Source organism: Streptomyces sp. ACA25 (assembly GCF_028200735.1).
Classification (GTDB): domain Bacteria; phylum Actinomycetota; class Actinomycetes; order Streptomycetales; family Streptomycetaceae; genus Streptomyces.
On sequence record NZ_JAQKPV010000010.1, the window covers coordinates 182837 to 196119 of the forward strand.

General features: G+C 72.6%; 12 protein-coding genes. 10 read left to right on the top strand and 2 right to left on the bottom strand.

Annotated features, from left to right (window positions below):
* Position 1 precedes the first annotated feature (1 nt).
* The 7 genes from PJ985_RS17055 (at position 2) to PJ985_RS17085 (ending at position 7906) form a co-directional block, all read left to right on the top strand.
* On the top strand, positions 2 to 1150 hold the full coding sequence (locus PJ985_RS17055; RefSeq protein WP_271684650.1) for an ABC transporter ATP-binding protein: 1149 nt from the start codon (positions 2 to 4) through the stop codon (positions 1148 to 1150).
* Complete coding sequence (locus tag PJ985_RS17060) at positions 1147 to 2127, top strand: ABC transporter permease (protein ID WP_271684651.1); 981 nt, start codon at positions 1147 to 1149, stop codon at positions 2125 to 2127. The genes PJ985_RS17055 and PJ985_RS17060 overlap by 4 nt, the downstream gene beginning before the upstream one ends.
* Before the next feature lie 2 nt (positions 2128 to 2129).
* A complete protein-coding gene (locus PJ985_RS17065; RefSeq protein ID WP_271684652.1) occupies positions 2130 to 3116 on the top strand; it encodes an ABC transporter permease in 987 nt (328 codons plus the stop codon).
* A complete protein-coding gene (locus PJ985_RS17070) occupies positions 3113 to 4114 on the top strand; it encodes an ABC transporter ATP-binding protein (protein WP_271684653.1) in 1002 nt (333 codons plus the stop codon). Before PJ985_RS17065 ends, PJ985_RS17070 begins: the two co-directional genes overlap by 4 nt.
* Positions 4115 to 4197: 83 nt before the next feature.
* Positions 4198 to 5607 carry a GH1 family beta-glucosidase gene (locus tag PJ985_RS17075; protein WP_271684654.1) on the top strand — a complete coding sequence of 470 codons (1410 nt, stop codon included), beginning with the start codon at positions 4198 to 4200 and terminating at the stop codon, positions 5605 to 5607.
* Between the two features lie 217 nt (positions 5608 to 5824).
* A complete protein-coding gene (locus PJ985_RS17080; RefSeq protein WP_271684670.1) occupies positions 5825 to 6754 on the top strand; it encodes an NADP-dependent oxidoreductase in 930 nt (309 codons plus the stop codon).
* Between the two features lie 114 nt (positions 6755 to 6868).
* Positions 6869 to 7906, top strand: coding sequence for an MBL fold metallo-hydrolase (locus tag PJ985_RS17085; protein ID WP_271684655.1), 1038 nt, complete (start codon positions 6869 to 6871; stop codon positions 7904 to 7906).
* Between the two features lie 49 nt (positions 7907 to 7955).
* Here PJ985_RS17085 and PJ985_RS17090 read toward each other — a convergent pair whose 3' ends face one another.
* The gene (locus tag PJ985_RS17090; RefSeq protein ID WP_271684656.1) at positions 7956 to 8633 is read right to left on the bottom strand and encodes a DedA family protein; all 678 of its coding nucleotides are present in this window, start codon (positions 8631 to 8633) and stop codon (positions 7956 to 7958) included.
* Positions 8630 to 9406 carry an MBL fold metallo-hydrolase gene (locus PJ985_RS17095; protein ID WP_271684657.1) on the bottom strand — a complete coding sequence of 259 codons (777 nt, stop codon included), beginning with the start codon at positions 9404 to 9406 and terminating at the stop codon, positions 8630 to 8632. The genes PJ985_RS17090 and PJ985_RS17095 overlap by 4 nt, the downstream gene beginning before the upstream one ends.
* Before the next feature lie 185 nt (positions 9407 to 9591).
* Here PJ985_RS17095 and PJ985_RS17100 point away from each other — a divergent pair, with 185 nt between their 5' ends.
* The 3 genes from PJ985_RS17100 to PJ985_RS17110 all read left to right on the top strand — a co-directional run bounded on the left by PJ985_RS17100 (position 9592) and on the right by PJ985_RS17110 (position 13209).
* The gene (locus PJ985_RS17100) at positions 9592 to 11679 is read left to right on the top strand and encodes an alkaline phosphatase family protein (protein ID WP_271684658.1); all 2088 of its coding nucleotides are present in this window, start codon (positions 9592 to 9594) and stop codon (positions 11677 to 11679) included.
* A gap of 243 nt (positions 11680 to 11922) precedes the next feature.
* Positions 11923 to 12762 (top strand): putative protein N(5)-glutamine methyltransferase, encoded by an 840-nt coding sequence (locus PJ985_RS17105; RefSeq protein WP_271684659.1) that lies wholly within the window; start codon positions 11923 to 11925, stop codon positions 12760 to 12762.
* A 141-nt stretch (positions 12763 to 12903) separates the two neighbouring features.
* Positions 12904 to 13209, top strand: a complete 306-nt coding sequence (locus tag PJ985_RS17110; protein WP_271684660.1) for a 4a-hydroxytetrahydrobiopterin dehydratase — start codon at positions 12904 to 12906, stop codon at positions 13207 to 13209.
* Positions 13210 to 13283: the final 74 nt, after the last annotated feature.

Consider the following 13283-nt stretch of genomic DNA (forward strand, 5'->3'; position numbering starts at 1 on the left):
CATGCCCGGAACCGACGACCTCAGCCCGCCGGGCCCGCACGGCGGACCCCGCACCGAAGCAGCCACCGCGGACGGCACGGGCCGCACCGATCCCCGCGTGGTGCTGGAAGCCCGCAGCCTCAGCAAGCACTTCCGGGTCCGGCGCACCCTGCGCGCGGTGCTGGACCGGACCCGGCCCGTCGTGCACGCCGTCGACGACGTCTCGCTGCGGCTGCGCCGGGGCACCGTCACGGCGGTGGTGGGGGAGTCGGGTTCGGGAAAGTCCACCATCGCCCGGCTGCTGGCCCAGCTGTACCCGGCGACCTCCGGGGAGATCCGGCTCGACGGCCGGCCGGTGCGGGCCGGCCGGGGCCGCTCCTTCCGCGCCTACTGCCGGCAGGTCCAGATGATCTTCCAGGACCCTTTCGGCTCGCTGAACCCGGTGCACACCGTCCGGTACCACCTCACCCGGGCGCTCCGCGTGCACGGCCGGGGCGGCCGCGGTGCCGCCGAGCTCGAACAGGCCCTCGCCGACCTGCTCGGCCGGGTGCAGCTGACCCCCGCCGCCCGCTACCTCGACGTCTTTCCGCACGAACTCTCCGGCGGCCAGCGGCAACGCGTCGCCATCGCCCGCGCGATGGCCGCCGACCCCAAGGTGCTGCTGGCCGACGAACCGGTCTCGATGCTCGACGTATCGATCCGGCTCGGTGTGCTCAACCTTCTGAAGGACCTGAAGGAGCGGCTCGACCTCGCGATTCTGTACATCACGCATGACATCGCCTCCGCCCGGTACTTCGCGGACGAGACGCTTGTCATGTACGCCGGCCGGCTGGTGGAGGGCGGTGACAGCGAGACCGTCACCCAGCGGCCCGCCCACCCCTACACCCAGCTGCTCATCGCCTCCGCGCCGGACCCCGACCGGATCGCCGGGGACAACCCGGAGCACGGCGCCGCCGGCGCGGATCCGGCCCGTGACGGCGGGGAGCCGCCCAGCCTGATCTCGCCGCCCGCGGGCTGCCGCTTCCACCCGCGCTGCCCGGCCGCCCTGGAGCGCTGCCGCACCACGGTGCCGCCCCGCTTCGACCTCGCCGAGGGTCAGTGGGCGGCCTGCTGGCTGTACGACGACGCCCCGGCCGGCCGGCCGGGCGCCGCGCGGGAGGCAACGGCGTGAAATTCCTCCTGCAGCGACTGGGGTTCTACGCCCTCACCGCCTGGGCGGCGATCACCATCAACTTCTTCATCCCCCGGCTGATGCCCGGTGATCCCGTACAGGCCATGCTGACCCGCTTCCAGGGGCAGCTCAGCAGCCGCGCCGTCGACTCCCTGCGCACCCTCTTCGGCCTCGACCAGGACCGCTCCCTGTGGCAGCAGTACCTCGACTACTGGGGCAACCTCCTGCGCGGCGACCTCGGCACCTCCTTCACCTTCTTCCCCACCGGAGTCTCCGAGATCATCGCCCAGAGCCTGCCGTGGACCCTCGCACTGATGGGCCTCACCACGGTCCTCAGCTTCGTGCTGGGCACCGGCATCGGCATTCTGACCGGCTGGCGCCGGGGCTCCTGGATGGACGGCCTGCTGCCGGTGACCACCTTCATCTCCGCCATCCCGTACTTCTGGCTCGGCCTGATCGCCATCGCGCTGTTCGCCGTCAAGTGGCCGCTTTTCCCCGCGTCCGGCGGCTACGACAACGGGCTGGTCCCCGGCTTCGACTGGGCGTTCATCGGCAGTGCGCTGTACCACGGGCTGCTGCCCGCCCTCACCATCATCATCAGCGCCGTCGCGGGCTGGATCCTCGGCATGCGCAACATGATGGTGACCGTCTCCTCCGAGGACTACGTCCTGGTCGCGCAGGCGAAAGGGCTGCCGGAGCGGCGGGTGATGCTCGCCTACGCCGCCCGCAACGCGATTCTGCCCAACATTTCCAACTTCGCCCTGTCCATCGGCTTCATCGTCGGCGGGACCCTGCTGGTGGAAATGGTGTTCTCCTACCCCGGCATCGGCTACATCCTCTTCCAGGGCGTCGGAGCCAAGGACTACCCCCTCATGCAGGGCGTCTTCCTCATCATCACCCTCGCGGTGCTCGCCGCGAATCTCCTCGCGGACCTGGCGTACATGCTCCTGGACCCCCGCACCCGAAGGGAGGCCTGACCATGGCCGTACCGGTCACCGACAGCGCGGTCCTGGCCGCCGCCCCGCCGCCGGCGCCCCGGCGTGACCGGCTGCGCTTCCTCCGCAACAAGAAGACCGCCACCGGTGTCGGCATGCTCACCGCGTTCGTGGTGCTGGCCATCGCCGGACCCTGGCTGGCTCCGCACGACCCGTCCGCCCGCAGTGCCGCGCTGCTTCAGCCACCGTCCTGGCAGCACCCGTTCGGCACCACCCAGACCGGCCAGGACGTGTTCTCCCAGATCCTCGTCGGCACCCGGGGGGTCCTGGTGGTCGGTTTCGTGGCCGCCGTGGTGGCCACCGTGCTCGCGGTGCTGATCGGAGTGACCGCCGGCTACCTCGGCGGGGTGGGCGACGACGTACTGTCCTCTGTCAGCAACGTGTTCCTGGTCATCCCGGGACTTCCGCTGATCATCATCATCGCCGGCTTCCTGCCCGACACCAGTGACCTCGCCATCGCCGGGGTGATCGGGCTGACCGCCTGGGCCTGGGGAGCCCGAGTGCTGCGCGCCCAGACGCTGTCCCTGCGCTCCCGCGACTACATCCAGGCCGCCCGGGCGACAGGTGAGCCCACCTGGCGCATCGTCGGCTTCGAACTGCTGCCCAACCTCACCGCCGTCATCGCCTCCGGGTTCATCGGAACAGTGATCTTCGGAGTGCTCGCCAACATCACGCTGGCCTTCATCGGCATCGCCGACATCTCCCACTGGAACTGGGGGACCGTGCTGTTCTGGGCGCAGAGCAACCAGGCACTCGCCCAGGGGGCCTGGTGGTGGTTCGTGCCCGCCGGGCTCTGCATCGCCCTCCTCGGCACCGCGCTGGCCCTCATCAACTTCGGCATCGACGAATTCATCAACCCCCGGCTGCGCACCTCCGGACGCCAGGACCGCACGGTCCGGATGCGCATCGGATTCACCCCCGTCCTCCGCGCCCCCCGGCCGGACGCACACCGGAAGGACATCCGGCCATGACAGGCAGCTCAGCGGTCCTCGACATCAGCGGCCTGTGCGTCGACTACGGCCTGGGCAACTCCTCCGTCCGCGCCGTGCGGGACGTGGACCTCACCCTGCGGCGCGGGGAGGTGCTCGGCCTGGCCGGGGAGTCCGGCAGCGGGAAGTCCACCCTCGCCTACGCCGTCACCCGGCTGCTGCCCCCGCCCGGCGTCATCACCGGCGGCGAGGTCCGGTACCACGGGCGTGACGGCCGCAGCACCGATGTCCTGGATCTCGCACCCGAACAGCTCCGGGCCTTCCGCTGGCAGGAGATCTCCCTGGTGTTCCAGGGGGCCATGAACTCCCTCAACCCCGTGCACAGCGTCCGCGCCCAGCTCACCGACGTTCTCGCCGCCCACCGGCCCGGGATGCGCCGGGCCGCCCGTGACGCCCGGGCAGCCGAACTGCTCGCCCTCGTCGGTATCTCCGCCGACCGGCTCGGCAGCTACCCGCATCAGCTCTCCGGCGGCATGCGGCAGCGGGTCATGATCGCCATGGCCCTCGCCCTGGAACCCGAAATCGTCATCCTGGACGAACCCACCACCGCCCTCGATGTGGTGATGCAGCGTCAGATCCTGCGGCAGCTCGTCCGGCTCCGGGCCGAGCTGGACTTCTCCGTCCTGTTCATCACCCACGACATCTCGCTGCTCATCGAGTACTCCGACCGGATCGCCATCATGTACGGGGGACGCATCGTCGAGCAGGCCGCCGCCCAGGACATCTACCACCGCGCCCACCACCCCTACAGCCACGGCCTGCTGCACTCCTTCCCCGCCCTGCACGGACCGCGCCGCCCGCTGACCGGAATCCCCGGCTCCCCGCCCGACCTGAAGAACATGCCGTCCGGCTGCGCCTTCCACCCCCGGTGCGGCGCGGCGATCGAGGCATGCGATCGCAAGATCCCCGCCCTCACCCCCGTCGAGCCCGGCCCCGGAGGCGGACGCACCGTCGCCTGCTGGCTGCACACCGACCCCTGACCCCCGTCGGCCGTCCCGTCCCGGCGCGCCGACGCCGCCCGTCTCCGGGCACGACCACCCGCACGGACCGAACACGGAGAAACATGACTGCCACCTCCCGCACGACCGCTTCCGGGCGGTTCCCCGCCGCGCCTGTGCCAGGACTCCCCGCCGACTTCCGCTGGGGAGTGGCCACCTCCGCGTACCAGATCGAGGGCGCGGTGGACACGGACGGCCGGACACCGTCCATCTGGGACACCTTCTGCCGGGTTCCTGGGGCCGTCGCAGGCGGGGAGAACGGCGACACCGCCTGCGACCACTACCACCGCCTCGCGGAGGACGTCGGCATCATCGCCGGTCTGGGCGTGGACACCTACCGCTTCTCACTCGCCTGGCCACGGATCCAGCCCGGCGGCCACGGTCCCGCCAACCCCCGCGGTGTCGCGTTCTACGACAGGCTGGTGGACAGCCTCCTGGAACGCGGCATCACCCCCTGGGTCACCCTCTACCACTGGGACCTTCCCCAGGAACTGGAGGACGCCGGCGGCTGGCCCGCCCGGGACACCGCCCACCGCTTCGCCGACTACGCCGAGCTCGCCCATGCCGCCCTGGGGGACCGGGTGCGTCACTGGACCACTCTGAACGAGCCGTGGTGTTCCGCGATGCTGGGCTACGAGTCGGGAGTGCACGCACCCGGGCGCAAGAACTTCGGCGACGCCATGCACGCCGTGCACCACCTGCTGCTCGGCCACGGACTCGCCGCGCGGCGGCTGCGTGAGGCCGCCCCCGAGCCGCTGGAACTGGGCATCACGCTCAATCTCGGCCACGCCACCCCGGCCACCGATCACCCCGCCGACGCGGCCGCTGCCCGCCGCGCCGACGGGCTCGGCACCAGGATCTACCTCGATCCGCTCGTGCACGGCCGGTATCCCGAGGACGTGGTGGCCGACCTGGCGGCCCGCGGGGTCACCCTCCCGGTTCAGGACGGCGACCTGGCCGCCATCGCCACTCCGCTGGACATCCTGGGAGTCAACTACTACTCCAGCCACCAGTTCTCCGGCTCCGCCGAGGACGGCTCGACGACCGGCGACGACGGCCTGCCGGTGGTGCGAGGGGTGTCCCGCGGGCTGCCCGTCACGGACATGGGCTGGGAGATCCACCCCGAAGGGCTCACCGCCCTGCTGCTGCGGCTCCACCGGGACTACGGCCTGCCCACCGTCATCACCGAGAACGGTGCCGCCTTCGCCGACCAGCCGGTGGGTGACGGGACGGTCCCCGACAGTGACCGCACCGCATACCTCGACAGCCACATCCGGGCGGTGGCGGCGGCCCGCTCCGCGGGAGCCGACGTGCGCGGCTACTTCGCCTGGTCACTGATGGACAACTTCGAATGGGCATTCGGCTACGACAAGCGTTTCGGCCTCGTCCGCGTCGACTACCCCACTCAGCGGCGCACGGTGAAGGACAGCGGCCTCTGGTACCGCGACACCATCCGGCTCACCCGGTCCGCCTGACGCAGATCCCGCCGCCAGGTCCCGGGGCCACGTCCGCTCCCGGGACCGCTCCGCCGAATCGCGGAAGCACGGCTCGCATCGCCGTGCGCATCCGGGCCGGTGCCGGGAGGCATGAGGCGGCGTGTGCTGGGCACCCGCCGAAACCGGGCTCCGCCGCTTCCCACAGCGCGGCGGAGCCCGCCGACCGCGTGATTGACGAGGTGCTCACCGTATGGACATGAAGGCTGTCGCTCTCCACCGTTACGGCGGGCCGGACCAGCTCGAGTACACGGACCTGCCCGTGCCGCGGGTCGGCCCGGACTCGGTGCTGGTGCGGGTGAAAGCCGCCGGCGTGAACCCGGTGGACTGGAAGGTGGCCGGCGGCCACCTCGACGCGATTCTCGACGCGCACTTCCCGCTCGTCCCCGGGTGGGACGTGGCGGGGGTGGTCGAGCGAACGGGGGCGGACGCCGGGGAGTTCTCCCCGGGGGACGAGGTGATCGGCTACGTACGCAGGGACGAAGCCCAGCACGGCACATACGCCGAGCTGGTTTCCGCCCCGGTGCGCACCCTCGCCCGCAAGCCCACCGCGCTCACCTGGCAGCAGGCCGCCGGGCTGCCGCTGGCCGGACTCACCGCGCACCAGTGCCTGAAGCGGCTCGGGCTCGGTGAGATCGCACGCGGCAAGACGGTTCTCGTGCACGCCGCGGCCGGCGGTGTCGGCTCCATGGCCGTGCAGCTGGCCGCCGCCCTCGGCGCCCGGGTGATCGGCACGGCCGGCGAGTCGAACCACGCCTACCTGAGGGAACTCGGAGCGGAGCCGGTGACCTACGGGGACGGGCTGCCCGGCCGGGTGCGTGCGCTGGCCCCCGACGGAGTGGACGCGGCACTCGACTTCGTGGGCGGGGAGGCCGTCGAGGTGTCCCAGAAGGTACTGAAGGACCCCGGACGGGTGGTCTCCGTAGTGGACACCGGCGTGGTGGAGAAGGGCGGCGCCTACCTGTTCGTCCGTCCCGACCGGGAGGACCTGGCCGCGCTGGCCGACCGGGCGGAGGAGGGCCTGCTCACCGTGCACGTCAACCGGACCCTTCCGCTCCGGGACGCCGCCGGGGCCTGGCGGCTCAGCATGTCCGGCAAGGTGCGGGGAAAGGTCGTCCTCGAGCTCTGAGGCTCCGGGCGGCCCGGCTCCGTGCGGGGAACCGTCACCGGATCGGCGCAGCAGGAGCATTCCGGTCCGTCCATCCGTTGATGTGATGGAGAGCAGGGGCAGAGGGGAGTTCTCATGACGCAGAAGGAACAGGCGGGGCCTCCCGAGCAGGCCCGCGAGGACGGCCCTCCGATCGCCGCGGCGCGGCCGCTCGGGGAGCGGCGGGAGTGGCCGCGGAGCTTCGCGGACCGGCTCACCGCCCCGCTGCCCGGCCTGCGCACGATGATCCGGGCCTCCCGGAAAGGCCGGCTGCGCCCCTCTCCGGAGGCGCTGCGCGAGGTCGCCGGCCTTCCGTTCGCCCCCGGCCCGCTGCCTTCCGCCGGCCCGGAGACGGTTGCCGTCACCTGGGTGGGCCATGCCGGCTGGGTCATCAGGATCGGCGGACTCACCGTGCTCACCGACCCCGTGTGGTCGCGCAGGATCCTCGGGACACCGGACCGGATGACGCCGGTCGGCGTTGCCTGGGAGGATCTCCCCCCGGTCGACGCGGTCGTCATCTCCCACAACCACTACGACCACCTCGACGCACCCACTCTCAAGAGGCTGCCGCGCAGCACCGCGCTCTTCGTCCCCGCCGGCCTCGCCCGCTGGTGCCGCCGCCGCGGCTTCACCCGGGTCACCGAGCTCGACTGGTGGGAGGGGGCGGAACTGCCCGCGGCCGGCGGCGGTTCCGGGGCCCGGTTCGACTTCGTACCCGCGCACCACTGGTCCAAGCGCACCCTCACCGACACCTGCCGGTCGCTGTGGGGCGGCTGGATCCTCACCGACCGGGCCGGCCGGCGGATCCATTTCGCCGGGGACACCGGCTACGGGCACTGGTTCACCGAGATCGGCGGCCGCTACCCCGGCATCGATCTGACCATCCTGCCGATCGGCGCCTACGCGCCGCGTGCGCTCCTCGGTTCCGTGCACACCGACCCGGAGGAGGCGGTGCAGGCGTGCGAGGACATGGGAGCGCGTGCCATGGCGCCCATGCACTGGGCAACGTTCCTGCTCTCCGCAGAGCCCCCGCTGGAGCCGATCGTCCGGACCCGCGCCGCCTGGCAGGCGGCCGGGAGGCCGCGCGAGGAGCTGTGGGACCTGCCGGTGGGAGGGTCCAGGGTCCTGGTCTGAGCGGCGGGGCGACGGCCGGTGCCGGGCCGGCCGGGGCAGTTCCGTCCGCTCAGTCGGCGGGCGTGGTCACCGGCTCCGCGTCCCGGCAGCGCGCACCGTCCCGTTGCCGGAGCCGCCGCCACAGCACGGGGAGGGCCGTGACCAGCAGCGCCAGTGCCACCGCGGCGGCCACCCCCTGCCACGGCCGGGGGAACAGCGTCCCGCCCAGCACTCCGATCAGCTGATAGGTGGCCGCCCAGGCCAGCGCGGCCGGCAGGGTGCCCCGGAGGAAGGTGCGCAGTGGCATCCGCGACACCAGACAAGCGAGCATGACGGGTATCCGTCCGCCCGGTACCAGCCGGGACACCAGGAGCACGGAGGTCCCCCGCCGCTCCAGGCGCTGCCTGGTCCTCGCCAGCAGTTCCGGCGCGACCTGGTCCCGCATCCAGTCCAGGCGGCGGGAGCCGTCCCCGGAGCGCAGCCCGCGCTGCCCGAGGAGATACAGCAGCCCGTCCCCCACGAAAGCGGCGAGCGCGGCGACCACGAACACCAGCAGCGAGGAGACGACGGCGTTGTCCTGGTAGAGAGCCACCGCACCCGCGGAGCTGACCACTGCTCCGGTCGGCACCACGGGCACCAGCGCCCCGGCCATCACCAGCAGGAACAGGGTCGGATAGCCGATCGCCTGCTGCGTCGAATCGGGTGCGGCCCCGGCGGCGACCAGCAGACTGCCCGCCGGTGTCGTCACCGGGCCACCGCCGGCCGGACGCTTTCCCCGTGGGCCGGCCGGTGCACCTCGACGTCCGGCGCCAGCCGGGCCGCGTACCGCTCGAACTCCTCACCCGGCCCGTGGAACTCGTGCGGCCGGACCGCTGACATGCCCATCGGCCAGAATGTTCCGTAGTGCACCGGTATCGCGCTGCGCGGGCGCAGCAGGGTGAGGGCCTCGGCGGCCCGCTCGGCGTTCAGGTGCCCGTGCCCCAGATACGGACCCCAGCCGCCGACGGGCAGCAGCGCGAGATCCACCGGCCCGGTCAGCTGGGCCATCGCCGGGAAGAGTCCCGTGTCACCGGAGTAGTAGGTGCGGGACTCCCCTTCCACCAGGTAGCCGATCGGCGAGGCCTGTGCCCCGCCGAACGCCCACCGACGCCCGTCGTGCGCCGCAGGCACGGCCCGTACGGTCAGCGGACCGATGCGGATCCGGTCTCCGGCTGCCATCTCGTAGACCGCGAGCCGTAGGCTCAGCCTGCGCAGCCCGGCCAGCGCGTGCAGCGCGCCGCGCGGCACCAGCACCCGGGTGCCGGGCGCGAGCCGGGCCAGCGACGCCAGATGCAGATGATCGGAATGCAGATGTGACACCAGCACGACGTCCGCCTCGGCGGCCGAGGGTGGCGGCGGGCTGCCGGCCCGTCGGTGCAGGTGTCCCAGCCGCCGCCCGAAGAGCGGATCGGTGAGCACAGTCGTCCCGGAGTCCCTTACCGCCACCGTGGCGTGACCCCACCACGTGATCTCCACCGGCACCGGTGTTCCTCCCCGCTGAAGTAGACGTGACCGACTCTGGCAGGGTACGCGTGCCGCGCACAGCTGTGACCTCCCCGGCCGTCACAGCCCGGGCAACAGGAGTGGAGAATTGGAGGCGGCCCCGGGAGCCCTCCCCGGCGGGCAACGCCACCGCGCGACGAGCAGGGACGGAAGGAAGGCAGCAGGTGCACGTAACGGGTTGGCGTACCGGGAGCGCGGCGCTGCTGCGGGTGGTCACGGTCTGGGCGGTCGGGACGGTCACCCTGCTCGTGCTGGCCGTCGTGCTGCCGCGTTTCCACCTGCAGTCCGCTGACAGCGGTCGCTTCACCAGCGTGGGCGTCACCGCGGCACTGGGGGCCGGGGCCTTCGGGCTGCTGCACGTCCTGGTCTGGCCCTGGCTGGTCCGGGCCCTGCTGCTGGTGCCCGCGCTCGCTCTGGGCTCACTCGTGTTCCTGCTCAACGGGTTCCTGCTGTGGCTCGCCCTCAGCATCATTCCGCACGGCCGGGGCGAGGCCGGCCCGGGAACCGCCGTCGTGGTCGCCGCGGTCATGTCGGCCACCTCCTCGGCCACCAGCACCTTCCTCGCCGTCCGGGACCGCGGGGTGCTGGGCCGCCGGCTGCGGCGGCTCGCCGGCCTGCGCCGCTCCCCGGGAGCCCCGCACCGTCGCCCGCGGCCCCCGGGTACCGTCTTCCTCCAGCTGGACGGCATCGGGTACGACGTACTGCGCGAAGCCGTGCAAGGGGAACGGCCGCTGATGCCCACCGTCGCCGGCCTGTGCCGGGACAGTCACCGGCTGATCCCCTGGACCACCGACTGGCCGAGCCAGACCGGGGCCTCCCAGCTCGGCATCCTGCACGGCAGCAACGCGGAGGTGCCCGCTTTCCGCTGGTACGAGAAGGACACCGGCGAGATGATCATCAGTAACCGGCCTTCCAGCGCCGCCGAGCTCCAGCGCCGGGCCGTCGCCCGCGCCGGGAACCCCGGACTGCTCGCCCACGACGGCGCCAGCCGCGGGAACCTCTTCACCGGCGGCGCCGGACAGGCCGCGCTCGTCCTGTCCGTAGCCGCCCGGCGCCGGAGGGGACAGCGCTCCCGCGCCGGATACTTCGCCTACTTCTCCGACCCCGCGCACGCCGGGCGGACCTTCCTGTCGTTCGCCGCCGAGATCGTGCGGGAGCTGAGCCAGTCGCTGCGCTCCCGGCTGCGCGGCGACCGGCCGCGGATCAGCCGCGGCGGCCTCTACCCGTTGCTCCGGGCGTTCGCCACGGTGGTGCAGCGTGATGTCGTCGTCGCCTCGGTGCACGGCGACATCCTGAACAGCCGGACCGCCGTGTACGCCGACCTGGTGGCCTACGACGAGGTCGCCCACCACTCGGGCCCGCGCAGCCGGGACACCCACCAGGTACTCGCCCGGCTCGACCACTGCGTGGCACGCATCCTCGAGGCCATCGAGCACGCGCCCCGGCCCTACCACCTGGTGCTGCTCTCCGACCATGGCCAGAGTCCGGGGGAGACCTTCGAGACCGCCTACGGCATGCGCCTCGAGGAGCTCGTCCGCAGTGGCTGCGGACGCCCGGTCCCGCGGCAGATGCGCCGCCCGGACACCGGCGCGGAGGCACGCAACGCCGCCCGGGCGGCCCTGCACCGTCCCGAGGAAACCGCCGTGCCCGTGACCGCCGAGCCGGACAATCCCCCCGGCCGTCCCGCCGTCCCCGTGGTCCTCGGCTCCGGCAACCTCGGCCTGGTCTCCTTCCCGGACCTCCCCGGCCGGGCCTCCCGGGAGACGATCGAGGAACGCTTCCCCCGCCTGCTGCGCACCCTCGCCTCCCATCCCGGCATCGGATTCCTGCTGGTGCGCAGTGACCGGCACGGTGAGGTCGTCCTGGGGACCGGCGGCGGCGAGCACCGGCTCGACACCGGAGAGGTGCTCGGTACCGACCCCCTGGCCCTCTACGGCCCCGGCGCCGCCGAGGCCGTCCACCGGGTCGCCCGGTTCCACAACACCCCCGACATCATGATCAACTCCGCCTACGACCCGGCCACCGGTACGGTGCACGCCTTCGAGGACCAGATCGGGTCGCACGGCGGCCTCGGCGGCGAACAGAACCGGGCCTTCCTGCTGTCGCCGACCGTTCTGTCCGCCCCGGTCGGTGACGGCGAGGAACTGCGCGGTGCCGAGGCGGTGCACCGGGTGCTGCGCCGCTGGCTCGCCGAAGCGGCCGCCGCCGGACCCGGGACGTCGCTGCCGGCAGTCGCCGAGTCCCGCCCTTAGCGGACCGGGCATGACCGGGGGTGCCCTGCATGGCCTCGTGCCCGAGGCCCGTGAGCGGGGGGAGGCGAGGGGAGGGCGCCGCGGGTAGGGTGGCGGTTTCTGGTTCCCTGCAGTGATCGAGCGAGGAGGTGGGACCCATTACCGCAGTAGCAGGTCGGGTGCTCCTCCTGCACGATCGGTCGGTCCGATCGGCATAGCGGCAGGTGACCGCGGGAGCGTCCTGAGGCGTCCCGAAAGGCTTTCATGTCGGCTTCACCCGCACTTCTCTCTCTTCCCGTCCTCATCACCCGGCTTCGCGCCGTCGGCTGCGTCTTCGCGGAGGAGGAGGCGCGCTTGCTGCTCTCCACGGCGACGGCCCCCGACGCTCTCGCCCTGATGGTGGACCGACGGGAAGCCGGACTCCCGCTCGAGCACGTACTCGGCTGGGCGGGTTTCTGCGGTCTGCGTATCGCCGTCGAGCCCGGGGTGTTCGTTCCCCGGCGCCGCACCGAATTCCTCGTCGAACGCGCTGCCGCACTCGCCCGGCCGGGGGCTGTCGTCGTCGACCTGTGCTGCGGCTCGGGCGCGGTGGGGGCCGCACTGGCCGCGGCGCTGGAACGGGCCGAGCTGCATGCCGCCGACATCGATCCGGTCGCGGTGCGGTGCGCCCGCCGCAACGCGGCTGCCGGTGGCCGGGTGTACGAGGGAGACCTCTACCGGGCGTTGCCCGCCGGGCTGCGGGGGCGCGTCGACCTCCTCGTCGCCAACGCGCCGTACGTGCCGACGCGGGAGATCGGTCTGCTGCCTCCGGAGGCCAGGCTGCACGAGCCCCGGGTGGCACTCGACGGCGGTTCGGACGGCCTGGACGTCCAGCGGCGGGTGACCGCCGGGGCCCTGCGGTGGCTTGCCCCGGGCGGCCACCTGCTGATGGAGACGAGCGAGCGTCAGACCGCCGGGACCGTCGCTGCCTTCGCCCGGGCCGGGCTGACGCCGCGCGTGGCCGTATCCGACACGCTGCAGGGCACGGTCGTCACAGGGACCTCGCCCGGGCGGGGGCGGAAGTCCGGGGCCGCCACCGCGTCCGGCCGGTCCGCGAGGTGGTAGCCCTGGTGGCCACCTCGGCCGATCCGGGAGCCGGTCCCGGGTGATATGCGGGTGAAACCGGTGAAACCTGCTGACGCGGCACTAGGGTGGACGCGGAACCCGGCTGGCCGCCGCCGGGCGAGCGGAGAGGGAGGAGCCGGTATGGCAGCGCAACCGATGACCGAGCTGGAGATCGCCGAGGTCCTGAGCGGGCTGCCCGGCTGGACTCTGCGCGACGACCACCTGGAACGCGGCTACCGGTTGCGGGGTCACCTGCCCGCGGTGGCCCTGCTCGTGCACATCGCCACGGTCCAGGAGGAGCTGAACCACCACGCCGGCCTCACCGTGACGTACAACCGGCTGGACGTCTCGGTGACCACCCACAGCGCCGGGAGCAAGGTGACGGAGCTGGACGCCCAATTGGCCCGCCGGATCGAGGAGATCGCGGCGGGCCATGGGGCCCGGTGAGCTGCTCGGAGGCTGCCCGGTGAGCTAAGCGGTGATCAGTTGCGCACCAGGGTCAGGCCGTACTGGCTGAGGAT